The sequence below is a fragment of the Microbacterium sp. SORGH_AS_0505 genome (assembly GCF_030818715.1).
GTDB lineage: Bacteria > Actinomycetota > Actinomycetes > Actinomycetales > Microbacteriaceae > Microbacterium.
This window is the reverse complement of record NZ_JAUTAT010000001.1, coordinates 2,837,758-2,860,902: the sequence shown is the minus strand read 5'-3', so window position 1 is coordinate 2,860,902 and position 23,145 is coordinate 2,837,758. Positions and strand designations below refer to the sequence as shown.

Genomic DNA, 23,145 nt, shown 5'->3' with positions numbered 1-23,145 from the left:
GAACCCCCTTGGATCGCGACTAGTATATCGATTAACCGATTCGAGGAGTTCATCATTCCCGGCCTCAGCCACCCTCTCGTCGCCGCACGCACCCGCGAGTCGCGACTCGTCCGTGCACTCCTGGGCGACCGCCCCGACATCACCCCCGTCTGGTTCATGCGCCAGGCGGGTCGTTCGTTGCCGGAGTACCGGGCGCTGCGGTCCCAGGGGACGATGCTTGACGCGTGTCTCGACCCTGCTCTGGCGAGCGAGATCACGATGCAGCCCGTGCGCCGCCACGGCGTCGACGCGGCCATCTTCTTCAGCGACATCATCGTTCCGCTCGCGCTCCTCGGCATCGACGTCGAGATCGCCGCCGGGCGAGGCCCCGTGTTCTCCGAGCCCCTGCGCACCGCCGCCGACATCGCCCGCACGACGGCGATCGACCCGGTGCTCGTGACGGAGCGCGGTGAGGCCATCGCGGATGCCGTCGGTCGCACGACGGCGATGCTCGCCGATCTGTCCGAGGAGCGCGGCGAGCCGCTGCCGCTCATCGGGTTCGCCGGCGCTCCCTTCACCCTTGCGGCCTATCTCGTCGAAGGCGGACCGTCGAAGGATCACCTCGCCGCCCGGCGCCTCATCCACGAGGATCCCGCGGCGTGGCAGGACCTCACGATGTGGCTCGCCGAGGTCACGGGCCGATTCCTCGCCCTCCAGATCGAGGCGGGCGCCAGCGCCGGACAGCTGTTCGACTCGTGGGCGGGTGGCCTGAACCCCGATGACTACCGCGCGTCGGTGCTCCCGGCGTCCGTCGCCGCGCTGCAGCACGCCCGGTCGCTCCCGCTCCCGGGGGGCGTCGACCGCCTGCCGCTCGTGCACTTCGGCGTCGGCACGGGCGAGATCCTCGCCGACATGGCGACGCCCGACATCGACGCGCTCGGCGTGGATTACCGAGTGCGCCTGAGCGACGCGCGTCGACGCATCGGTCGTGACCTCACGCTGCAGGGCAACCTCGACCCGGCGCTGCTGTTCGCGCCCGAGGCGGTGCGGACGGCGGAGGTGCGCCGCATCCTCGAGGATGGCCTGACCGCCCGCGCCCACGTCTTCAACCTCGGTCACGGCGTGCCCATGGAAGCCGACCCCGACGCCATCTCGGCGGTGGTCCGGACCGTCCACGATTGGCGGGCGCCGTGACCGTGGACGTGACCCACGACGTCGTCATCGTGGGCGGCGGCATCGCCGGCCTGACGATCGCGTGGGAGCTCGCCCGCGCGGGTCGGGACGTCGTCCTCGTCGAGGCGTCCGAGGACGCCGGCGGGATGCTGCGTCGAGGTGCGGTCGCCGGCCTCGACGCAGACCTCGGCGCGGAGTCGTTCGCCACCCGGACGACGGGGGTCGCCGACCTCGTCGCCGACGCGCGCCTTCCCGTCCAGCTCGTCGAGCCCGTACCCGCTGGCGCCCACGTCGCCTTCCGCCGCCGGTCCGGTCGAGTGGACCGGGCGCCCCTGCCCCGCCGCGCTCTCGTCGGGATGCCCGCCGACCCGACGGCCGCCGACGTCGTCCGCATCATCGGCCGCGCCGGGGCTCGGCGCGCGGCGCAGGAACGCTCGATTCCCTGGTCGACCGGCCCCGAGCCGACGCTCGCGGAGCTCGCTACGAGCCGCTACGGTGCCCGCGTCACGGCTCGCCTCGTCGAGCCGCTCTGCCGGAGCGTCTACTCGCAAGCGGCCGACAGCGTACGTCTGTCCGCGCTCCACCCGGTGCTGTGGGAGCGGGCAGAGGCTCTCGGCTCGCTGACGGCTGCGGTCGACGCGCTCGCGCCGGCCGTCCGCGCCGGGTCCGCCGTCCGCGGTGTCGAGGGCGGGCTCTGGCGTCTCGCCGCGGAGCTCCACGCCGCGGCGCTCCGCGCGGGCGCCGTCATCCGCACCGGCGCGCCCGCCCGCGCCGCCACGGCGACGACCGTCGAGCTCGACGGCGAAACCCTCTCGGCGCGAGCCGTGGTTATCGCGACCGGGCCGACGGCCGCGGCACGGCTCCTCCAGGTCGAGGTCGCTCCCGCGCCACCCGTCGGACTCATCGTCGCCGAGGTCGTCGCCGACGCCCTCGACGCCTTCCCGGTGGGGTCCGGGGTCATCGCCGCCCCCGACGTCGACACTGCGGCGAAGGCGCTGACCCACGTCGACGCGAAGTGGGAATGGGCCGCGGCCGCTCTCCCCGGCGGCACCCACCTCGTCCGCCTCTCCGCGCAGGAGGGTCGCCACGGGGAACTGACGGATGCCGCCGGCGTCGCCACCGCGATCCGCACCCTGACCGGGGTCCGCATCTCGCCCGCCGACGTGCGACGCGTCATCCCGATCGCGTGGCCGGATGCCGTCGCGACCCCGTCCGCTCGCGCGGCGGTCACCGAGGCTGCGGCGACCCGCGGCATCCGACTCGCGGGAGCTGTCGCGGCCGGAACCGGGCTCGCCTCGGTCATCCCGCATGCGCGAGCCCTCGCCGCCGCCCTCACGTCCTCTCACACCCCATCCGAAGGAGCACGTCATGTCCGCTGACGAGACTGTCCCCGGCCTCGGCTACACCCTCTTCGCGATCCTCGCGGGTCCGCGTCCCCGTGCGGGGACCCCATCGCCGGGTGATCTCGACGCCCTGCGTGCCGTCGCCGAGGGACTCCCCGCGGACGGCGTCACCCTGCGCGGTCTGTACGACGTCACGGGCATGCGCGCCGAGGCGGACCTCATGGTGTGGCTGCACGGCGAAGACCCCGCTGCTCTCCAGAAGGCTCTGCGGCAGCTGCGTCGGACCTCTCTGCTCGCCTCCTTCACCAACGTGTGGAGCGCGATGGGCGTGCACCGCGAGGCCGAGTTCAACAAGCGTCACGTGCCCGGCTACCTGCGCGGCGAGCATGCGCGCGGCTGGCTGTGCCTCTACCCCTTCGTCCGTAGCTACGAGTGGTACCTGCTCCCCGAGGACGAGCGCTCGCGGATGCTCGCCGAGCACGGCCGCAAGGGCGCCGCCTTCCGCGACGTCGTCGCGAACACGGTCTCGACCTTCGGGCTCAGCGACTACGAGTGGCTGCTGCCGCTCGAGAGCGACGACCCGATCAGCCTCGTCGACATGATGCGCGAGCTCCGGGCCACCGACGCGCGCCGCCATGTGCGCGAGGAGGTCCCGTTCTACACCGGCCGTCGCGTAGAGATCGACGAACTGGCGGAGGTGCTCTCGTGAGCGCACAGAACATCGGCGCGGTGAACCCGGAGTTCCGTCCCAAGCCGCCGCGGGCGAGCGGCGTGGTCGTCGCCGAGGGCGCCGTCATCCCGAACGCGACCGAGGGGGCGCGCGCGGGCGATCCGCACGCGACGATCCCCGTCGACTACGACGGGATCCTGCTGCTCGGCTTCGGCGGACCCGAGGGACAGGACGACGTCATCCCGTTCCTGCGGAACGTGACGGCGGGCCGCGGCATCCCCGACGAACGTCTCGAGGAGGTCGCGCACCACTACCGTCACTTCGGCGGCGTGTCGCCGATCAACGAGCACAACCGCGAGCTGAAGGCGGAGCTCGACGCCGAACTCGCGTCCCGCGGACTCGACCTGCCCGTCTACTGGGGCAACCGCAACTGGATGCCGTACGTCACCGACGCGATCGACTCCGCCGTTGCGGACGGGCGACGCAAGCTCCTCGCGATCGCGACGAGCGCGTACAGCTCGTACTCGTCGTGCCGGCAGTACCGCGAAGACCTCGCCGACGCCGTCGAGGCCACCGGCCACCAGACCGACGTCCAGATCGACAAGGTCCGGCAGTTCTTCGACCACCCCGGCTTCGTGGCGCCCTTCGTCGACGGCATCCGTGCGGGCATCGCCGAGCTCGCCGAGCGCGGTGTCACCGACCTCGCGAACGAGGTCGAGATCCTCTTCTCTACCCACTCCATCCCGACCTCCGACGCCGATCGTTCCGGCCCGCCCGAGCGCGGATTCGGCCCCGGCGGCGCCTACGTCGCCCAGCACCTCGCCGTCGGTGAGGAGATCATCTCGCGCCTCGGCTTCCCCGGCGCGTGGCAGCTCGTCTTCCAGAGCCGTTCCGGCCCGCCGCAGGTGCCGTGGCTCGAGCCCGACATCAACGACGCGATGCAGGAGCTGCCCGGCCGCGGCCGGAAGGCGGTCCTCATCGTGCCCCTCGGTTTCGTGAGCGACCACATGGAGGTCATGTGGGACCTCGACACCGAGGCGATGGAGACCGCGGAGGAGCTCGGCCTCGTCGCCGTCCGCACCGCGACCCCCAGCACGCACCCGACCTACGTCGCCGGTCTCGTCGACCTCGTCGAGGAGCGACTGAAGGGCACTCCGGCTGCCGAGCGCCCTGCCGTGACGGACCTCGGTCCCTGGTACGACGTGTGCCGTCCCGGTTGCTGCGAGAACAAGCGCCTCGGCTTCCAGCCGGCCCTGTCGGGGGTCGCACCGTGACCGGCGCCTTGCGGCTCGGAACCCGGGCGAGCCTGCTCGCGACGACTCAGTCGCAGCATGTGGCGGATGCCGTGGCCGAGGCATCCGGTCGCGATGTCGAACTCGTGCCGATCACCAGTGAGGGCGATGTCCTCACGGGGCCGCTCGCGCAGATGGGCGGCACCGGCGTCTTCGCGACGGCGCTTCGCGATGCGCTGCTGCGGGACGAGTGCGACTTCCTCGTGCACTCGATGAAAGACCTGCCGACGGCGCCGTACCCCGGCATCGTCGTGGGCGCCGTGCCGGTGCGCGCGTCGCAGCGCGACGTCCTGCACTCCCGCGAGGGGCTGACCCTCGATGCGCTGCCCGCCGGCGCCCGTGTCGGCACCGGTTCGCCGCGACGCGTGGCCCAGGTGCTCGCGCGCCGCCCCGACCTCGTCGTCGAGGGCATCCGCGGGAACGTCGACAGTCGCCTCCGCAAGGTCGCCGACGGTCAGTACGACGCGATCGTCCTCGCCGAGGCTGGCCTGCGACGCATCGGGCGCGACGCCGCGATCACCGAGGTGCTCGACTGGCCGACCTCGGCCGCACAGGGCGCGCTCGCCGTCGAGATCCGCGACGGGGATGCCGCCGTGGCCGACGCCGTGCGCCTCATCGAGCACGCCGACACGGCTCTCGCCGCGACCCTCGAGCGTGCCGTGCTGCGCCGGCTCGAGGCCGGCTGTGCCGCGCCCGTCGCGATCGACGCGGAGCACCACGGCGACACGGTGACGCTGGTGGCCCACGTGTACGCCGAGGACGGGCGCCGGTCCGTCGTCGCGTCCCGTCGCCTCGACCCGCACATCGATGCGGATGCCGCTGCCGCCGACGTCGTCGCCGAGCTGCTCGAGGGCGGTGCCGCCGACCTCGCCGATCTTGCGGGGTCGTCGCGATGAGCGGCGCGTTGCACGGCGCCCGCGTCCTCGTCCCCCGCGCGGGGGCGTGGGGGGAGCGGGTCCGCGCCGACCTCGCCTCGCGGGGCGCGGAGGCCGTGGTCGCGCCTGTGATCTCGTCTGCGCCGCCGCGCGACACGACGACCCGCGATCGCGCGTTCGCCGCCCTCGCGCACGGTGCGTACGCCTGGCTGTTCGTCACGAGCGCCGCGAGCGTGGAGCAGCTGCGGCAGCACGGTGTCGTGATCCCCGCGTCGACCCGGATCGCCGCCGTCGGTCGGGCGACCGCCCGCGCTGTCGCGGACGCCGGGTGGGAGGTCGACTTCGTCCCGGCGGGTGCCTCGTCGGCTGTGGCCCTGGTGACCCAGTGGTGCGCGGCCCGCACGCCCGCCATGACCGGTCGCGCCCTCGTCGTCCGCAGCGACCTCGCGCAGGCCGTGGTGAGCGACGAGCTCGAGGTCCGGGGCTTCGCCGTCGACGTCTGCATCGCGTACCGCACGATCGGCGTCGACCTCGCGCCCGCCGTGGTCGAGGGGCTCCGGTCCGGGGACATCGGCATCGTCCTGCTGACGTCCCTGAGCGTGGGACGCGAGCTCCGCAGGCAGGTCGGGGGCCTCCCGGCATCCACCCTCGTCGCCTCGATCGGTCCCGGTACGACCCGCGACGCCACCGCCCTCGGATTCACCGTCGGCCACACCGCCCAGAGCCAGAGCATCGACGCGCTGATCGCCGAGCTCGACGCCCGCGTCCTTTCGGAGAAGTCCTCATGACGTCGTTCCCCACCCGCCGCCTCCGCCGCCTCCGCGGCACGCCCGCCCTGCGTCGCCTCGCCGCCGAGCACCACGTCGTGCCGTCGCAGCTCGTGCTGCCGGTGTTCGTGAAGGAGGGCATCACCGCCTCGCAGCCCATCGCGAGCATGCCGGGGGTGTCGCAGCATCCGCTCGACGCGATCGCCGACGTCGTCGACGAGGCCGCCGCCGCGGGCATCGGCGGGATCATGCTCTTCGGCGTTCCCGCCGTCCGCGACGCGGTCGGCAGCGGAGCGACCGACCCGGACGGCATCCTCAACCGCGCGATCGCCGTCGCGGCGCGCGCCGCCGCGGGTCGCCTCACGGTACAGGCCGACCTGTGCCTCGACGAGTTCACCGACCACGGCCACTGCGGTCTGCTGGCCGCCGACGGCTCGGTCGACAACGACGCGACCCTCGAGGTCTATGCCGAGATGGGCGTCGCGCAGGCCCGCGCCGGCGCCGACGTGCTCGGCCTGTCGGGGATGATGGACGGCCAGGTCACGGCGGTCCGCGCGGGACTGGATGCCGCCGGCTTCGCGCACGTGGCGATCCTCGCCTACTCCGCCAAATACGCCTCCGCCTTCTACGGCCCCTTCCGCGACGCCGTCGAGTCGACCCTCCAGGGCGACCGTCGCACCTACCAGATGGACCCCGCGAACGCGCGCGAGGGCGTCGAGGAGGCCCTCGTCGACATCGCCGAGGGCGCCGACGTCGTCATGGTCAAGCCCGCCATGCCCTACCTCGACGTGCTCGCCCGCGTCTCGGACCGCTCGAACGTGCCGGTCTGGGCGTACCAGGTGTCGGGGGAGTACGCGATGATCGAGCACGCCGCCGCGGCCGGTCTCATCGACCGTGAGCGCGCCATCGGCGAGAGCCTGCTCGGCATCCGCCGCGCCGGTGCCGACGCCATCCTCACCTACTGGGCCGTCGAAGTCGCGCACTGGCTGCGCGCTGGGAAGGAGCTCGCATGAGCCGCAATCAGGAGCTGTTCGACCGGGCCCGCGGAGTGATCCCCGGCGGTGTCGACTCGCCCGTCCGGGCCTACGGCTCGGTCGGTGGGACGCCGCGCTTCATGGTGTCGGCGCAGGGCGCCTACGTGACGGATGCCGACGGCCGCGACTACGTCGACCTCGTCGCCAGCTGGGGTCCCGCCCTCCTCGGCCACTCGCACCCCGCCGTCGTGGACGCGGTGGTGGCAGCTGCGCGCCGCGGCCTCTCGTTCGGTGCGCCGACGGCCGCCGAGACAGAGCTCGCCGAGGAGATCCGCTCGCGCGTCCCCGCCGCCGAGCGGATCCGCCTCGTCTCGACCGGCACCGAGGCGACGATGACGGCGATCCGTCTCGCCCGAGCCGCGACCGGCCGCGACCTGCTGATCAAGTTCGCCGGGCACTACCACGGGCACTCCGACGGCCTGCTCGCGCAGGCGGGCTCGGGCCTCGCGACCCTCGCCCTGCCCGGCTCGGCGGGCGTCCCGGCTCCGATCGCGGCGCAGACCCTCGTCATCGGTTACAACGACCGCGCCGCCGTCGAGGAGGTGTTCCGCGCCCACGAAGGCCGGATCGCCGCGATCATCACCGAGGCCGCCGGCGCGAACATGGGCGTCGTGCCCCCGGCACCCGGCTTCACGGCGTTCCTCTCCGAGATCGCCCACCGGAACGGGGCGCTTCTCATCAGCGACGAGGTGCTCACCGGGTTCCGCTCGTCGCGCTCGGGCTACGCCGGTGTGCTGGATGCGGCGGGGGAGCACGTCGTCCCCGACCTCATCGCGTTCGGCAAGGTCATCGGCGGCGGACTCCCCGTCGCCGCGGTCGCCGGTCGTGCCGACATCATGGACCTCCTCGCGCCGAGCGGCCCCGTCTATCAGGCCGGCACGCTGTCGGGGAACCCGGTCGCCGTCGCCGCGGGACTCGCGACCCTCTCGAACGCCGACGACGCCGTGTACCGCACGCTCGACTCGGTGGCGCACACGGTCGCGGACGCGGCATCCGCTGCGCTCACGGATGCCGGGGTGCCGCACGTCGTGCAGTGGGCGGGGACGCTGTTCAGCATCTTCTTCGGCGAGTCCGTCGTGCACGGCGTGCCCGACTACGCGACGGCGACCTCGCAGGACGCGGACGCCTACGGCCGGTTCTTCCACGCGATGCTCGAGGGCGGCGTCTCGCTGCCGCCATCGGCGTTCGAGGCGTGGTTCGTCACGGCCGCGCACGACGATGCGGCCATCGGCCGGATCGTCGACGCGCTGCCCGCCGCTGCGACGGCGGCCGCCGGCTGAACGACCGTCCGGGAGACGACGGCACGACCCGTCGCCCGGACCTCGTCCCGCCCGCCCCTCGGGATCATTCCCGTCCCGGCGGTCGTGCACCCGTCAGCGCGTGCGTAAGCGACCGACGAGAGCGAGCACGCTGTCGAGTCCCGCCGGAGTGCCCGGCCAGTGCCGTTCGAGGGCGTCCCTCCCGGCGTGACGCAGAGCAAAGCGCAGGGCGATGACCACGACGATCGCATCGTCCGCGTACCCGAGCACGGGGATGACGTCGGGCACGAGGTCGATCGGCGACAGCAGGTAGACGAGGAGCCCGCCGAGCCACCAGCGGACGGCCCGGGGCACCGTGCCGTCCGCGACCAGGCGGCGGATTAGGCGCACCACGTCGGGGACGAGCCGCACCGCCTCGCGCCAGTCGATCGTGCCCCCGGAACGTCGCACCTGCGCCCACAGCACGACGAGCAGGGCGACCCACAAGAGGACGACACCGCCGACGATGCTCGCCGTGATCACCCAGCCGCCCGACATGAGCCCATCATCCCCTGATCGGCGGCACGAGGCCCGGCAACTAGGCTGGAACCCATGCCCGTCACCCTCCTCGGAGCCGCCGAGATCCGCGCCCTCGCCGCCGACCTCGACGTCACCCCGACCAAGAAGCTCGGGCAGAACTTCGTCGTCGACGCCAACACGGTCCGCAAGATCGTCACGGCCGCGCGCGTGACATCGGCCGACCGCGTCGTCGAGGTGGGGCCGGGTCTCGGCTCGCTGACCCTCGCCATCCTCGAGACCGGCGCCCCGGTCACCGCCGTCGAGATCGACCGCCGCCTCGCCGAGCGCCTGCCGGCCACAGCCGCGGCGCACGGCGTGCCCGACGGTGCGCTCACCGTCGTGGCCCAGGACGCCCTGCGGGTGAGCGAGCTCCCCGGCGACCCCGACGTCCTCGTCGCGAACCTGCCGTACAACGTCAGCGTCCCGGTGCTCCTGCACTTCATGGAGCACTTCCCGACCATTCAGCGCGGCGTCGTCATGGTCCAGGCCGAGGTCGGCGAACGCCTCGCGGCTCCGTCGGGCTCGAAGATCTACGGTGCTCCGAGCGTCAAGGCCGCCTGGTACGGCACGTGGCGCCTCGCGGGAACCGTCTCGCGTCAGGTGTTCTGGCCCGTCCCCAACGTCGACAGTGTCCTGGTCGGCTTCGAACGGGATGCCGCGGCGCGCGGCACCGAGGAGGAGCGACTGCGCACCTTCGCGATCGTCGACGCGGCGTTCCAGCAGCGCCGCAAGATGCTCCGCCAGGCGCTGTCCACCGTGCTCGGCGGCTCGTCCGCCGCGGCCAGCGAGGTGCTCGAGCGCGCCGGCGTGGCTCCGACTGCCCGCGGCGAGGAACTCACGATCGAGGACTTCGTCCGCATAGCCCGCGCCTGATCGCTCGGCATCCGTCATCTCCTCCCGACGCGACACACCACCTCGTTCTCAGCGAGTTCGCGCGTCGTTCATCACGGGTTCCCGAAACATCCCGGTAACGTGTCGGAGCAAGGCGGGGGCACCCGAGCTCTCGCACTGACGGAAGAAGTGACCATGCGCCGCGCCGAGCATCCGGCCGCCGAACGGATCCTGCTCCACCTGAGTGACACGCACCTGCGTGGCCCGGGACCCCGTCTGTTCGACAGCGTCGACGGTGAAGCATCGCTGACCGCCGCTCTCGACGCCATCGAATCCAGTGGCATCGCTCCCGACGCGATCGTCTTCACGGGCGACCTCGTCGACCTCGGCGAGGCCGCGGCCTACGACGCGATACGCGCGCTCGTCGAACCGTTCGCCGAACGGCTCGGGGCGTCCCTGCTCTGGGTCATGGGCAACCACGACGATCGCGGCGCGTTCCGGGAGCACCTGCTCGACGAGACGCCCGCCGACCCGACGGCACCCTACGACCGCGTCGACGAGCTCGACGGGCTCCGAATCGTCACCCTCGACACGAGCGTTCCAGGTCGCCACCACGGCGAGCTCTCCGACGCCCAGCTCGAGTGGCTGCGCGACGTGGTCGCGACCCCGGCCCCGCTCGGTACCGTCCTGGCGATGCACCACCCGCCCGTCCCGAGCGTCCTCCCGCTCGCGGCGAGCGTCGAGCTCCGCGACCAGAACCGACTCGCCGACGTCCTCCGCGGCACCGACGTCCGCGCGATCATCGCCGGGCACCTGCACTACTCGACGTTCGCGACGTTCGCGGGCATCCCCGTGTCGGTCGCGTCGTCGACCTGCTACGCGCAGGATCTGACCGTCCCCGTCGGCGGATCGCGTCCGCAGGACGGCGCGCAGGCCTACAACCTCGTGCACGTTTACGACGACACGGTCGTCCACTCGGTGGTCCCGGTCGATGTGCCGCGGCCGCTCGAGTACATCGACCCCGACGAGGCTCAGCGACGCCTGCGCGAGGCGGGCGTCACCGGCTCCGTCACGCGTGCAGCTCGACCGGGCGTGCCGGCGCTGCGCTGACCGCCGGGTCCTCCCACGGCGCGCGCACCGGGAAGAGCCGCTCGAGCAGACCCGTCACGGCGCGCACGCGCACCGCTTCGGGCACCTCGAGGTCGCCGCCGTCGTTGAGGCAGAACATGTCCACATCGCTGCGCTCGGCGAGTCGCTCCATGCGGCGGAGCGACGCGGCCTGCGTCGTCTGGAAGTAACGCACGCGCGGCGCGGTCGAGGCGATCGCGCGACCCGTGAACTGCGCGTAGTAGTGGTACAGGCAGTTGGTCACCGACACGTCGGTGGCGGAGCGGAAGCGGGATGCCGCGGTGCGCCGGACCTCTTCGGGGAACTCCCGCTCGAGCTCGAACATCACCGAGCGGCGCAGGGGCGCTGCGCAGTGCTCGAGGTCGCGGACGATCGTGCGGCCGAAGCGTTCCCGGAGCAGCTCGCGGTTGAGCCGCAACGCGTTGTCGTGGCCGCTGCGGGCGACGCGGCGTGGTCCGGTCCCGATGCGCACGTCGCACTCGACGAACGACGAGACGCCGGCGGGGGAGAAGAAGAGCTCGGGCGACAGCGGCCGACCGAAGAACATGTCGTCGTTCGAGTACAGGAAGTGCTCCGACAGCCCCTCGATGCGGTGCAGCTGGGCTTCGACCGCGTGCGAGTTGTGGGTCGGCAGCACCGAGGTGTCCTCGAAGAACTCCTCGCTGCGGACGATCGTCACCTTCGGGTGGTCGAGCAGCCACGCGGGGGCGGGGGAGTCGGTGGCGATGAAGATGCGGCGCACCCACGGCGCGTACATGTGGACGCTCCGGAGGGCGTACCGCAGTTCGTCGACGTGGCGGTAGCGGGCGGGCCCGTCGTCACCGTCGCCGACCACGTACTCCGACATCTGCGCCGCGCGCTGGCGCTGGAACTCCGACGACGAGCCGTCGACCCACGAGAAGACCATGTCGATCTCGTGCGTCACGTCGCCCGGATGCGGGTCGAACATGCCCTGAACGGTCTGCCACGTGCGCCCGTACCGCTCGACGGTCGCAGGCTCGACGTCCTCGGCCGCGAAGACGCGACGCGTGAGGTCGTTGGCGTGGGGCGCTTCGACCAGCTCCTCGCCGAAGCGCCAGAACTCGACCCGCACGCCGTGGCCGGCGCCGTAGCGGAGCTCCCCGGCGATGCGCGGGCGGAACACCCGCACCGAGGAGGGGCCCGACGCGCGCAGGCGGAGCTCGCCGAGCGGCACGGGCGTACCGCCCTTGGCCTTCGCGTACAGCGGCTCGGTGACGGCCTGATCGGCGAGCGCGCTCAGCGCGCGATCGCGGTGGTCGAGGTCGACGACGAGACCCGGCACGGAACGGGAGTGGCGGATGAGGAGATGAGGGATGCCGGCATCCGCGAGGGAATCGGCGATCAGCAGCAGGTCGGCGATGCGCGCCTGCTCGGGAGTGGTGTCGTCATGGCGCAGTTGCAGCATGCCTCCGATGAGGACGATGTCCTCGCGTTCGAGGAGTGCGGTCCAGGAACCACCCTCGGACGGCAGTGCAGTCAATCGCGCCATATGTTCTCCTTGTTGTGCGTATTCGGTCGGGCAAGAGTAGATGTCGGTCGTTTCGCCGACGTTTCGGGTGTCCGGCATCGCTAGCCTGGGGTGATGACCGACTACGCGGACCGTTTCCCCCCGTCGCGCAATGGCGACACCCACCGCCCCTATCAGGCGGCGTCCTCCCGCTACGATGCGGGGGCTTTCCGCCAGGTCGGCTCGAGCGGCCTGTATCTGCCGGCGATCTCGCTGGGACTCTGGTGGAACTTCGGGGACAACATCCCCTTCGACAACCAGCGTACTCTGCTCCGGCACGCGTTCGACCGGGGCGTCACCCACTTCGACCTCGCGAACAACTACGGCCCGCCGTTCGGTTCGGCCGAGACGAACTTCGGTCGCATGATGCGCGAGGACTTCGCGCCGTACCGCGATGAGCTGATCCTCTCGTCAAAGGCCGGCTACGACATGTGGCCGGGCCCGTACGGCAACTACGGGTCCCGGAAGTACCTCATCGCGAGCGCCGAGCAGTCGCTCACGCGCATGAGCGTCGACTACGTCGACATCTTCTACTCGCACCGCGCCGACCCCGTGACGCCGATCGAGGAGACCATCGGCGCCCTCGACACCCTCGTCCGCCAGGGCAAAGCCCTCTACGTCGGCATCTCCTCCTACAGCGCGGAGCGCACCGAAGAGGCCGTCGCCGTGGCGAAGAGCCTCGGCACGCCGCTCATCATCCACCAGCCCTCCTACTCGATCCTCAACCGCTGGGTCGAGGACGGTCTGACCGATTCGCTCAAGACGGCCGGCATGGGCGCCATCGCCTTCACCCCGCTCGCGCAGGGCCTGCTCACCGACAAGTACCTCGGCGACGGCCGCGCCGAGCGCGCCCAGAGCCGGTTCTCGCTGCCCGACGGTCGGCTCAACGAGAAGGCGCTCGACACCCTCCGCTCACTCAACGACATCGCCCAGCAGCGCGGCCAGACGCTCGCACAGATGGCCATCCAGTGGGTGCTGCGCGACGAGGTCGTCACCTCCGCGCTCATCGGCGCATCGCGTCCGGAGCAGCTGGACCAGAACCTCGCCGCCGTCGACGGGGCGCCGTTCGACGATGACGAACTCGCGCGCATCGACGAGCTGTCAGGAGCGATCGACGTCGACCTGTGGGCCGACTCGGCGAACGCGTGAGTCTGCCCCTCGATACTGCCCGGCGCGTCCACGTGCGCGCGCCGGGCAAGATCAACCTCTTCTTCGAGGTCGGTCCCGTCGGCGACGACGGCTACCACGACGTGGCGTCGGTGTACCAGGCGGTCTCGCTGTTCGAGGACGTGTGGGCGTCGCATGCCGACGTCACGAGTCTCTCCGTGAGCGGTGACGTGGACGTGTCGGGCGTCCCGCTCGACGCCTCGAACCTCGCCCTGCGCGCGGCGCGCCTGGTGACGGGCGCCGTTGGATGGGAGGGCGGCATCCGTCTCGAGATCCACAAGGGCGTCCCCGTCGCCGGCGGCATGGGAGGCGGGTCGGCGGATGCGGCGGCGGCTCTCGTCGCCGTCAACGATCTGATCGGCGGCGGTCTCAGCTCGGGCGACCTGCACGCGCTGGGTTCGCAGCTCGGCGCTGACGTCCCGTTCGCGCTCCTGGGCGGCACAGCGGTCGGGACGGGGCGCGGAGACGAGCTCGCTCCGGCTCTCGGTCGCGGTTCCTTCGCGTGGGTCCTCGTCGCGGACGGCGGCGGGCTCTCGACTCCCGAGGTGTACGGCACGCTGGACCGCCTGCGCGCGGACGCCGACATCGCCCCTGACCGGGCGACCCCGTCGGTCGACCCCGCGGTCCTGCGGGCTCTTCGGTCGGGGGATGCCGCGGCCCTGGGCGCGGCGATCCGCAACGACCTCCAGCTCGCCGCGGTCCACCTCCGTCCCGACCTCGCCGTACTCATCGACGAGGGTCTCGCCGCCGGGGCGCTGGGCGGCATCGTGTCAGGGTCGGGCCCGACGGTCGCGTTCCTCGCCTCGAGCGCGGGACACGCCCGCGAGGTCGCGGAGCGTCTGGGGGCGGCGGGTCGGCAGGCCCACGCGGTCTCGGGTCCGGTCGCCGGCGCGAGGCTGGTCTGACCTGGCATCGTGTCGCCACCCCCGCATAGCCTGGGGGCATGAGCTCTCTCGCTGACCAGTTCCATTCGGCCGCGCTCGACGAACACCTCGCCTCGACATTCGAAGCCCGGGGACTCCGGGCTGCTCGCGTCGGCGACGACGATCGTGAAGGTACGCACCGGTGGCAGGATGCCGTCGCCCGCGGCTTCCTGGACGGAGAGCCCACCGAGGTCCAGTACGCCGAGTCCTTCGCGCGCAACGGATACCGCCGCAAGGTAGGCGTCTACGACGACGGCGGCGTGCAGGCGGACGTCCCGGTCGCGACATTCGCGTCGTGGGGGACGGAGCTCACCCTGCCTGGCGGTTCGGCGATCCCGATGTGCGCCGTCAGCGCGGTCACGGTGGCGCCCACGCATCGGCGCCGCGGCATCCTCAGCACCCTCATGCGCGGCGAGCTGCGCACCGCGGTCTCGCTCGGCTTCCCGATCGCGGGGCTCACCGTCAGCGAGTCCGGCATCTACGGCCGGTTCGGCTTCGCTCCCGCGGTCACCGCCACCTCGTGGGAGATCTCCACTCGCCGCACCGGGTGGATCGGCCCGGTCGCCCCGGGGCGCATCGACTACGTCACGCGGGAGCAGGGGCGGGATGCCGCGACCGCGCTGTACGAAAGGGTCCGTCTGGACACACCCGGCGAGATCGCCATGCCCGGGGGCCACTGGGACCGCACATTCGGCACGCGCCCTGATGTCGAGAAGGCCGACAAGCTGCGCGTCGTCCAGTACCGATCGCCGTCGGGCGAGGTCGAGGGCGTTGCGATCTACAGCATCAGCGAGGACGACGACGATTGGGCCGCCTCGACGGCCACGGTGTCGCGGGTGGTGGCGGGGACGGATGCCGCCTACGCCGGGCTCTGGCGCTTCCTGCTGTCCCTCGATCTGGTGGGTACCGTCCGGGCCAGCGAGCTGTCGGTCGACGAGCCGCTCTGGTGGATGATCGACAACAAGCGAGCGGCCCGCATCACCAGTCGCGACCACCACTACCTGCGCGTGCTCGACGTCCCGGCGACCCTGGCCGCACGCAGCTACGACGTCGACGACGTCATCGCACTCGAGGTGAGCGACCCGCTCGAGATCGCCGGCGGCACGTTCATCCTGTCGGCGGGTGAGACTCCCGGCGTCAACGTCGTCGACGAGCCGCCCCTCGGGGTGCCCGTCGTCCGGCTCGGCGTCGCGGAGCTGTCCGCGATCCTCCTCGGCGGTGTCTCGCCGGTGACCCTCGCCCGGGCCGGCCGCATCGAGACGGACGACCCGCACCGCGCCGCGCGGGTCTTCGCGGCGACCACCACGCCGCGCCTCAGCTTCTGGTACTGACCGTGGACACGCTCGCCTGGGTAGGGATCTTCGTCGGCGGTGTCCTGCTGACGTGGTCGCTGTGCGCGACGCTGCGCGCCAACGCGGGACGCCGCATTCCGATCCTGAGGAATGCGGACGTCGTGCCACCCGGGTCGATCGTGACGCGCGTCGTCGGCATCGTCGTTTTCGTGTTCTCGGCGTTGAGCCTCGCGGGCCGTTCGGGTGTATGGCCGGCGGTCATCCTCTTCGCGGGCGCGCTCGTCGGTCTTCTGGCGATCGCCTGGCACAATCGGCGGACCGCACACGCGGGCCGGTCAGGCGACGCCGCGTAGCCTGGAGGCGATGGCACATCTTCTCGGGGCCGAGGCCCTGCACCTGGAATACCCGACCAAAGTCGTCTTCGACGGCGTCTCGCTCGGCGTCGACGAAGGCGACCGCATCGGCATCGTCGGCCGCAACGGCGACGGCAAGTCGAGCCTCATGGCGATGCTCGCCGGTCGTCGCGAACCCGACTCCGGCCGGGTGACCGTTCGCGGCGGCGTGACGATCGGGGTGCTCGAGCAGAGCGACGTCCTCCCCGACGACCTCACCGTGGGACGCGCCGTCGTCGGCGATGGCCCCGAGCACGAGTGGGCGCGGGACGCACGCGTTCGCGACGTCATCGCGGGCCTGCTGTCCGACCTCGACTGGGATGCCGCCATCGGCACGCTCTCCGGTGGTCAGCGTCGCCGTGTCGCCCTCGCACAGCTGCTGACGGGGGACTGGGACGTGCTCGCCCTCGACGAGCCCACGAACCACCTCGACGTCGAGGGCATCGCCTGGCTCGCCGAGCATCTGAAGCGGCGCTGGTCGGCCTCCTCCGGGGCGCTCATGGTGGTGACGCACGACAGATGGTTCCTCGACGAGGTCTGCACGAAGACCTGGGAGGTGCACGACCGCATCGTCGAGCCGTTCGACGGCGGCTACGCGGCGTACATCCTGCAGCGCGTCGAGCGCGATCGCCAGGCGGCGTCCATCGAGGCGCGGCGGCAGAATCTCGCCCGCAAGGAGCTCGCCTGGCTTCGCCGCGGCGCACCGGCACGCACGAGCAAGCCGAAGTTCCGCATCGACGCCGCGAACGAGCTCATCGCCGACGTCCCCGAGATCCGCGACCGAGTCTCGCTGCAGTCCCTCGCGGTCGCTCGGCTCGGCAAGGACGTCGTCGACCTGCTCGACGCGGGTGTCGCCTATGACGGCCGCGAGATCCTGCGGGGCGTCGAGTGGCGCATCGCGCCGGGGGAGCGTACCGGCATCCTCGGCGTCAACGGCGCAGGCAAGTCGACGCTCCTCGGCCTCGTCTCCGGCGCCGTCCAGCCCACGAGCGGGCGGGTCAAGCACGGCAAGACCGTGAAGGTCGCAACCCTCACGCAGCGGATGGACGAGCTCGACCCGCACCTGCACGAGCCCGTGCGCGTCGTCGTCTCGCGGCTGCGGACGACCTACACGTTCGGTGCCGGTTCGAAGGCTCAGGAACTCACGCCCGGGCAGCTCCTCGAGCGGATGGGCTTCGCTTCGGCGCAGCTCTCGACCCCCGTAAAGGATCTCTCCGGCGGCCAGAAGCGTCGCCTGCAGTTGCTGCTCATCCTCCTCGACCAGCCGAACGTCCTCATTCTCGACGAGCCCACGAACGATCTCGACACCGACATGCTCGCCGCCATCGAGGACCTTCTCGACTCGTGGGCCGGCACGCTCATCGTCGTGTCGCACGACCGCTACTTCATGGAGCGTGTCACCGACCAGCAGTACGCCGTCATGGGCGGCGGCCTCCGGCACCTCCCCGGCGGCATCGAGGAGTACCTGCGCCTGCGGGCCAGCCAGCCGCAGGCGACGGGTGCGGCGGCTCCCGGTGGTCAGAAGGCGGATGCCGCGGCACCGACGGCATCCTCTCTGTCGGGCGCCGACCGCCGCACGGCCGAAAAGGAGGTCACGAGCCTCGAGCGCAGGATCGCCAAGCTCTCCGACCAGATCACGAAGGCGCGGACGGCACTCGCCGATCACGACCAGGGCGACTACGTCGGGCTCGGCGAGAAGATGCAGCAGATCACCGCGTTGGAAACCGAGGTCGCCGAAGCCGAGGAGCGGTGGTTCGAACTCAGCGAGCAGCTGGGCTGATCAGACGCGACCCGCTTCGCGCAGCGTGAGGCCGGTCGTGAACTCGCGCGTTCGGCCGCTCAGGGGATCTACGAAGCGCAGTTCGCGGGCCAGCAGCTGCAGCGGGTGCTCGGGGTCGTCCGGCGCTTCGTCGAGCAGGTCGGGGTAGAACCGGTCGCCCAGGATGCCGAGGCCGATCCCGGCGAGGTGGGAACGCAGCTGGTGCATGCGGCCCGTCCGCGGATGCAGGCGGAGGTGGGCGGTGGTCTCGCCGATGCGGATCGCCTCGACGAGAGTCTCGGCGTTCGGTTCGCGGTCGTCTTGCACGATGGCCCGGAGGCTTCCGCGGGTGCTCGTGAGGTGCGACCGGACGACGCGGGGAAGCTCCGGCATCCCGTCCGCCGGAATCGCTGTGACCGCTTCGTAGACCTTCTCGACGGCGCGGTCGGCGAACAGGGTCTGGTACGCGCCGCGGGTCGCCGGGCGGACGGAGAACATCACGAGACCGGCCGTCGCCCGGTCGAGTCGGTGGATGGGCGTCAGATCCGGGTTGTCGAACCGCCGGCGCAGGCGCACGAGGGCGGAGTTCATCAGGAACCCGCCGCCCGGTGTCGTCGGCAGGAAGTGCGGCTTGTCCACGACCAGCAGATCGTCGTCGAGGTGGCGCACCGCGACGTCGTACGGGATGTCGGGCTCGTCGGGCGGCTCGCGGTAGTACCAGACGAAGTCCTCGGCCCCCAGCGGCGTCTCCCGCGTGAGCTTCGTGCCGTCGAACGCGACGACCTCACCGCGGTCGAAGCGACCGAGGAGGATCTCGGAGTCGATGTGCGAGAACCGGCCGGTCACGTAGTCGGCGATCGTCTCCCACGGACCCGTCCGCGGTACCCGCAGCCGGGTGGGACCCACCCCGTCGCGGACGGGGAGCGGAGCGCGCATCGCCATGTCGCGCTCAGGCGTCGAAGCCGAGGCTGAGTTTGCGCAGCAGCCCGGCGAGGCGCTCGCGGTCGGCGCGCGAGAGCTGACCGAGCAGCTCCGCCTCGGCGTCGACGAGTCTCGTGATCGCGGCATCCACTCGGTTCCGGCCCTCTTCGGTCAGGGTCACGAGCACACCGCGGCCGTCACCGGGATCTGCGGCGCGGACGACGAGGCCGCGCTCGACGAGACGGTCGATGCGGTTGGTCATCGTGCCGCTCGAGACGAGGGTCTGCTGCAGGAGCTGCTTCGGGCTCAGCGTGTAGGGCTCGCCGGCGCGGCGGAGCGCGGAGAGCACGTCCCACTCCCACGGCTCCAGGTCGCTGCGGTGGAACGCCTCGCGGCGGGCGCGGTCGAGGTGGCGGGACAGGCGGTCCACGCGCGAGAGGACCTCGAGGGGGGAGAAGTCGAGATCCGGCCGCTGCGCGACCCACGCGCTCACGATCCGGTCGACCTCGTCATGTTCGGGGACCATCCCCTCATCATCGCAGAGCGCCTGCTACTGTGACCGGTAACAGGCGGGCGATGACGTGACCGCCGAGATCGAAGAGGATCCCCTCGATGCCTGCATCGCGCGCCCGGCGGACGACCGCCGTCTCCACCACCACCGCCCTCGTCCTCGGCTTGCTGGGTGCCGGCGCGATCGTCGCGCCCGCCGCTTCGGCCGCGGAGGGACCCGTCGACGCGGGCATCGCCGTCCGCAAGGTCGACGGCCTGCCGGCCGACTTCATCAACGGCGTGGACGTCTCGTCCGTGCTCTCCCTCGAGGCCTCCGGCGTCGTCTTCCGCGACGACGACGGTGAGCCCGCCGACCTGTTCGACGTCCTCGCAGACCACGACGTCACCGATGTCCGCGTCCGCGTCTGGAACGACCCGTTCGACGCCGACGGCAACGGTTACGGCGGCGGTGACGTCGACGTCGACCGCGCCGTCGAGATCGGTCAACGCGCCACCGAGGCGGGGCTGCGCGTCCTCGTCGACTTCCACTACTCGGACTTCTGGGCGGACCCGGCGAAACAGCAGGCGCCGAAGGCGTGGCGGGATCTCAGCGTCGACGAGAAGGCCGGTCGGACCCGGGAGTACACCGCCGACGCCCTCGAAGAGTTCGCCGACGCGGGTGTCGACGTGCACATGGTGCAGGTCGGAAACGAGACGAACAACGCCGTCGCAGGGGTCACCGGGTGGCCCGGGATGTCGAAGATCTTCTCCGCCGGTTCGGCCGCCGTCCGCGACGTGTTCCCTGACGCGCTCGTCGCGGTGCACTTCACCAACCCCGAGACCGCGGGTCGCTATGCCGGTTACGCGGCCAACCTGAAGTCCTACGGCGTCGACTACGACGTCTTCGCGTCGTCCTACTACCCCTTCTGGCACGGGAGCACCGCCAACCTGACCTCCGTCCTCCGGCAGGTGGCCGACACGTACGACAAGAAGGTCATGGTCGCCGAGACGTCGTGGGCGCACACCCTCGACGACGCCGACGGTCACGGCAACGTCATCGACCTCCCCCCCGAGGCGACGCAGTACCCCGTCTCGGTGCAGGGACAGGCCACCGCGGTGCGGGACGTCATCCAGGCGGTCGTCGACGTGGGCGACGCCGGTATCGGCGTCTTCTACTGGGAGCCGGCCTGGCTCCCGGTCGGCCCGCCCGAGCGGCTCGAGCAGAACAAGGTGCTGTGGGAGCGTGACGGATCAGGCTGGGCGTCGAGCTTCGCGGGCGGGTACGAGCCCGAGGACGCCGGGCACTGGTACGGCGGATCGGCCTGGGACAACCAGGCGCTCTTCGCCGCCGACGGTGTCCCGCTCGAATCGTTGAACGTGTTCTCCTACGCCCGCACCGGCGCTGTCGCCCCGCGCCAGGTCGTCGACGTCGAGGACCCCACGGTCACCCTCACCGACGGGGACGAGATCGTCCTCCCGTCGACGGTCGCCGTCACCTTCAACGACGGTTCCGTCGACGACGAGACGGTCGAGTGGTCGCGGGATGCCGAGTGGATCGGCGGACCGGGCACGTACACGCTGGGCGGCACGACCGCATCGGGGCATGCGACGACGGTGACCGTCGTCGTCCGTCCGGTGAACGCACTGCGGAACCCCGGATTCGAGGATGCGGACGTGTCGATGTGGCGCGCCACCGGTGCGGGACTGACGCTGCGGTCGACCGATGATCCCCGCACGGGTACGCGGTCGGCGCACTTCTACTCCGGGTCGGCCTACACCTACACGCTCCGTCAGACCGTGACGGGGCTCCCCGCGGGCCGGTACTCCGCATCGGGAGCACTCCAGGGTGACGGGGAGGGCAACGACGGGACCGTCCGGCTGACCGTCTCGTCGGGGGACGCTGCGGCCTCGGCCGACTTCGGGCTCGACGGTTGGCGTGCCTGGTCGACGCCCGCGACGGACGCCGTCACCGTCGTCGAGGGCGGCACCGCGACCATCGAGGTCACGGCATCCCTTCCCGCCGGCGCGTGGGGCACCCTCGACGACCTCGTGCTCACCCGGGCCGCCGACGCGGTCGACACCGCCGACCTCCGGGCGCTCGTCACGCGCGCGGACGACGTCGACCGTGCGGCCGCCACCACGGGATCGATCGAGACGCTCGACGAGGCCGTGCGCATCGCGCGTCTCGTCCTGTCGTCGTCGGCCCCGAGCGCCGACCGCGTCACCGCCGCCGAGACTGCGTTGGCGGCCGCCTTCGAGGGTCTCGTGCTCGTCGGCGAGGCGCCCGCACCCGTCGTGCTGCCGGTCGCCGTGACCGTCCGCGAAGGCGAACCGGTGACCCTGCCCGCCTCCGTGAACGTCCGCGCCTGGGACGGGGCGGTCCGCACCACGCCCGCTACCTGGTCGGACGCGGTCTCGTGGATCACCGGGCCCGGCGAGTACACCGTTCGCGGTCGTGCCGCCGACACGGACATGACGGCCGCCGTCACCGTCACGGCGGCCGCCTGGGTGCGCGACGGGGGCTTCGAATCATCGGGCGCATCGCCGTGGACCGTGACCGGCACCGGCGCCGCCATCGGAGCGACGACGGATGCCGCGGCCGGCGCTCGTGCCGTGTCGTTCTGGTCCGGGTCCGCGTACCGATTCGCCGTGACGCAGCGCATCGAGGGCGTCACGCCCGGCACGTACGCCGTCTCGGCGACCGCGCAGGGAGACGGAGAGGGGAGCGGTGCCCTCACGGTCACCGCGACCAGCGGAGCTCGCACCGCCGATGCTCCCATCCCGCTGGAGGGCTGGCAGCAGTTCAAAACCGGCACGACCCCCGCCATCACGGTCGGGTCGGACGGGATCCTCACCGTCGGTGTCGCCGCCGATCTGCCCGCCGAAGCGTGGGGCACCGTCGATCAGATCCGCGTCGTCCGCACCGGCGACCGGGTCTCGACCGACGAGCTCGCCGCGCAGATCGCCGAGCTCGCAGAGCTCGACACCGCGCCGTACACGGCGTGGTCGGCGAAGCGGGTCCCGGCGGGGCTTGAGAAGGCCCGCATCGTCGTCGCTGCCACCTGGCCCACCGCGGCCGACGTCGACCGCGCCCGGGCCCTGCTGTCCGACATCCGCGCCGGACTCGTCCGGGCGGACGCCGACACCGCCACGGCGCGGCCGGCGGAGGCGACCCTGTCGAACGACAACGGGTACGACACCGGACTGAAGGACGGCGACTTCACGGTCACCATGAACCTCTGGTGGGGTGAGAACGCCTCGTCGGTGCGCTTCTACGAGAACGGCACTCTCCTGAGCACCGTGCCCCTCGCGTACCGGGGTACGCGGGCGCAGACCGCCCGGGTGCCGATCGCGGGACGAGCCGACGGTACGTACCGCTACACCGCCGTGCTGGCGAACACGCGCGGCGAGACGCGCACCGCCGAGATGACGGTCGTCGTGGATGCCGCGGCCCCCGGCATCCCTGTCCTCAGCCACGACGACTACGACGGCGATGGCACCTTCACCGTGACCGCGGACCTGTGGTGGGGCACGAACGCCACGTCCTACCGGGTGTTCGAGGACGGCCGCGTCGTGGCGGAGGGTGACCTGGTGGCGCGTACACCCAAGGCGCAGCGGGCGAGCTACGCGGCATCCGGTCTCAGCCGCGGATCGCACGTGTTCACTGTGGAGTTCCGGAACGCCGCCGGCACGACGATGAGCAAGCCGCTCACGGTGACGGTGCGTCGCTGACGCGCCCGGAGGGACGGCGGTCGCATGGCAGAC

Annotated in this window: 20 protein-coding genes; 16 read left to right on the top strand and 4 right to left on the bottom strand. The window is 71.8% G+C overall.

Annotation, left to right across the window (positions count from 1 at the left end):
• Positions 1–51: 51 nt before the first annotated feature.
• From hemE to hemL, 8 genes are read left to right on the top strand one after another with little or no spacing between them, the layout of a single operon-like run.
• On the top strand, positions 52–1,173 hold the full coding sequence (gene hemE / locus QE428_RS14280) for a uroporphyrinogen decarboxylase (protein ID WP_373457724.1): 1,122 nt from the start codon (positions 52–54) through the stop codon (positions 1,171–1,173).
• Complete coding sequence (locus tag QE428_RS14275) at positions 1,170–2,531, top strand: NAD(P)/FAD-dependent oxidoreductase (RefSeq protein ID WP_307470453.1); 1,362 nt, start codon at positions 1,170–1,172, stop codon at positions 2,529–2,531. Before hemE ends, QE428_RS14275 begins: the two co-directional genes overlap by 4 nt.
• Positions 2,521–3,204 (top strand): hydrogen peroxide-dependent heme synthase, encoded by a 684-nt coding sequence (gene hemQ, locus QE428_RS14270; protein WP_307470451.1) that lies wholly within the window; start codon positions 2,521–2,523, stop codon positions 3,202–3,204. The genes QE428_RS14275 and hemQ overlap by 11 nt, the downstream gene beginning before the upstream one ends.
• Positions 3,201–4,439 (top strand): ferrochelatase, encoded by a 1,239-nt coding sequence (locus QE428_RS14265; RefSeq protein ID WP_307470448.1) that lies wholly within the window; start codon positions 3,201–3,203, stop codon positions 4,437–4,439. The genes hemQ and QE428_RS14265 overlap by 4 nt, the downstream gene beginning before the upstream one ends.
• On the top strand, positions 4,436–5,353 hold the full coding sequence (hemC, locus tag QE428_RS14260; RefSeq protein WP_307470446.1) for a hydroxymethylbilane synthase: 918 nt from the start codon (positions 4,436–4,438) through the stop codon (positions 5,351–5,353). The genes QE428_RS14265 and hemC overlap by 4 nt, the downstream gene beginning before the upstream one ends.
• On the top strand, positions 5,350–6,120 hold the full coding sequence (locus QE428_RS14255) for a uroporphyrinogen-III synthase (protein ID WP_307470444.1): 771 nt from the start codon (positions 5,350–5,352) through the stop codon (positions 6,118–6,120). The genes hemC and QE428_RS14255 overlap by 4 nt, the downstream gene beginning before the upstream one ends.
• Entirely contained in the window at positions 6,117–7,112 is a 996-nt protein-coding gene (gene hemB / locus QE428_RS14250) for a porphobilinogen synthase (protein ID WP_307470443.1), read from the top strand. Before QE428_RS14255 ends, hemB begins: the two co-directional genes overlap by 4 nt.
• Complete coding sequence (hemL, locus tag QE428_RS14245) at positions 7,109–8,413, top strand: glutamate-1-semialdehyde 2,1-aminomutase (protein WP_307470441.1); 1,305 nt, start codon at positions 7,109–7,111, stop codon at positions 8,411–8,413. The genes hemB and hemL overlap by 4 nt, the downstream gene beginning before the upstream one ends.
• A 93-nt stretch (positions 8,414–8,506) precedes the next feature.
• Here the strand turns inward: hemL and QE428_RS14240 are convergent, their stop codons facing one another.
• The gene (locus tag QE428_RS14240; protein WP_307470439.1) at positions 8,507–8,929 is read right to left on the bottom strand and encodes a YkvA family protein; all 423 of its coding nucleotides are present in this window, start codon (positions 8,927–8,929) and stop codon (positions 8,507–8,509) included.
• 54 nt (positions 8,930–8,983) lie between these two features.
• Between QE428_RS14240 and rsmA the strand changes: the two genes are divergently transcribed.
• Both rsmA and QE428_RS14230 read left to right on the top strand, forming a co-directional pair.
• Positions 8,984–9,823, top strand: coding sequence for a 16S rRNA (adenine(1518)-N(6)/adenine(1519)-N(6))-dimethyltransferase RsmA (gene rsmA / locus QE428_RS14235; protein WP_307470436.1), 840 nt, complete (start codon positions 8,984–8,986; stop codon positions 9,821–9,823).
• Positions 9,824–9,976: 153 nt separating this feature from the next.
• Entirely contained in the window at positions 9,977–10,891 is a 915-nt protein-coding gene (locus QE428_RS14230; RefSeq protein WP_307470435.1) for a phosphodiesterase, read from the top strand.
• Here QE428_RS14230 and QE428_RS14225 read toward each other — a convergent pair.
• Positions 10,851–12,419 (bottom strand): stealth conserved region 3 domain-containing protein, encoded by a 1,569-nt coding sequence (locus QE428_RS14225; protein WP_307470434.1) that lies wholly within the window; start codon positions 12,417–12,419, stop codon positions 10,851–10,853. The two genes, QE428_RS14230 and QE428_RS14225, sit on opposite strands and share 41 nt — an antisense overlap.
• 93 nt (positions 12,420–12,512) lie before the next feature.
• Between QE428_RS14225 and mgrA the strand changes: the two genes are divergently transcribed.
• From mgrA to QE428_RS14200, 5 genes are read left to right on the top strand one after another with little or no spacing between them, the layout of a single operon-like run.
• Complete coding sequence (mgrA, locus tag QE428_RS14220) at positions 12,513–13,586, top strand: L-glyceraldehyde 3-phosphate reductase (protein WP_307470433.1); 1,074 nt, start codon at positions 12,513–12,515, stop codon at positions 13,584–13,586.
• Entirely contained in the window at positions 13,583–14,509 is a 927-nt protein-coding gene (locus QE428_RS14215) for a 4-(cytidine 5'-diphospho)-2-C-methyl-D-erythritol kinase (RefSeq protein WP_307470432.1), read from the top strand. The genes mgrA and QE428_RS14215 overlap by 4 nt, the downstream gene beginning before the upstream one ends.
• A gap of 38 nt (positions 14,510–14,547) precedes the next feature.
• A complete protein-coding gene (locus QE428_RS14210) occupies positions 14,548–15,858 on the top strand; it encodes a GNAT family N-acetyltransferase (RefSeq protein WP_307470431.1) in 1,311 nt (436 codons plus the stop codon).
• Positions 15,859–15,860: 2 nt separating this feature from the next.
• Positions 15,861–16,172 carry a hypothetical protein gene (locus QE428_RS14205; RefSeq protein ID WP_307470430.1) on the top strand — a complete coding sequence of 104 codons (312 nt, stop codon included), beginning with the start codon at positions 15,861–15,863 and terminating at the stop codon, positions 16,170–16,172.
• Positions 16,173–16,182: 10 nt separating this feature from the next.
• The gene (locus tag QE428_RS14200) at positions 16,183–17,991 is read left to right on the top strand and encodes an ABC-F family ATP-binding cassette domain-containing protein (protein ID WP_307470429.1); all 1,809 of its coding nucleotides are present in this window, start codon (positions 16,183–16,185) and stop codon (positions 17,989–17,991) included.
• On the opposite strand, the gene QE428_RS14195 is transcribed toward QE428_RS14200, so the two are convergent.
• Positions 17,992–18,906 carry a pseudouridine synthase gene (locus QE428_RS14195; RefSeq protein ID WP_307470782.1) on the bottom strand — a complete coding sequence of 305 codons (915 nt, stop codon included), beginning with the start codon at positions 18,904–18,906 and terminating at the stop codon, positions 17,992–17,994.
• Between the two features lie 13 nt (positions 18,907–18,919).
• Positions 18,920–19,417, bottom strand: a complete 498-nt coding sequence (locus tag QE428_RS14190; RefSeq protein ID WP_091354740.1) for a MarR family winged helix-turn-helix transcriptional regulator — start codon at positions 19,415–19,417, stop codon at positions 18,920–18,922.
• An 86-nt stretch (positions 19,418–19,503) separates the two neighbouring features.
• Between QE428_RS14190 and QE428_RS14185 the strand changes: the two genes are divergently transcribed.
• Positions 19,504–23,112: a glycosyl hydrolase 53 family protein gene (locus tag QE428_RS14185; protein WP_307470428.1), complete on the top strand. Its 3,609-nt coding sequence runs from the start codon at positions 19,504–19,506 to the stop codon at positions 23,110–23,112.
• Positions 23,113–23,145: the final 33 nt, after the last annotated feature.

Bases quoted from the DNA above. Each gene is read 5' to 3' on its own strand.
- QE428_RS14200 (WP_307470429.1), top strand. From the start codon at position 16,183: ATGGCACATCTTCTCGGGGCCGAGGCCCTGCACCTGGAATACCCGACC.
- QE428_RS14195 (WP_307470782.1), bottom strand. From the start codon at position 18,906: ATGCGCGCTCCGCTCCCCGTCCGCGACGGGGTGGGTCCCACCCGGCTG.
- QE428_RS14185 (WP_307470428.1), top strand. From the start codon at position 19,504: ATGCCTGCATCGCGCGCCCGGCGGACGACCGCCGTCTCCACCACCACC.
- hemB (WP_307470443.1), top strand. From the start codon at position 6,117: ATGACGTCGTTCCCCACCCGCCGCCTCCGCCGCCTCCGCGGCACGCCC.
- mgrA (WP_307470433.1), top strand. From the start codon at position 12,513: ATGACCGACTACGCGGACCGTTTCCCCCCGTCGCGCAATGGCGACACC.
- QE428_RS14240 (WP_307470439.1), bottom strand. From the start codon at position 8,929: ATGTCGGGCGGCTGGGTGATCACGGCGAGCATCGTCGGCGGTGTCGTC.
- rsmA (WP_307470436.1), top strand. From the start codon at position 8,984: ATGCCCGTCACCCTCCTCGGAGCCGCCGAGATCCGCGCCCTCGCCGCC.
- QE428_RS14210 (WP_307470431.1), top strand. From the start codon at position 14,548: ATGAGCTCTCTCGCTGACCAGTTCCATTCGGCCGCGCTCGACGAACAC.
- QE428_RS14255 (WP_307470444.1), top strand. From the start codon at position 5,350: ATGAGCGGCGCGTTGCACGGCGCCCGCGTCCTCGTCCCCCGCGCGGGG.
- hemQ (WP_307470451.1), top strand. From the start codon at position 2,521: ATGTCCGCTGACGAGACTGTCCCCGGCCTCGGCTACACCCTCTTCGCG.
- hemL (WP_307470441.1), top strand. From the start codon at position 7,109: ATGAGCCGCAATCAGGAGCTGTTCGACCGGGCCCGCGGAGTGATCCCC.
- QE428_RS14190 (WP_091354740.1), bottom strand. From the start codon at position 19,417: ATGGTCCCCGAACATGACGAGGTCGACCGGATCGTGAGCGCGTGGGTC.
- QE428_RS14230 (WP_307470435.1), top strand. From the start codon at position 9,977: ATGCGCCGCGCCGAGCATCCGGCCGCCGAACGGATCCTGCTCCACCTG.
- QE428_RS14225 (WP_307470434.1), bottom strand. From the start codon at position 12,419: ATGGCGCGATTGACTGCACTGCCGTCCGAGGGTGGTTCCTGGACCGCA.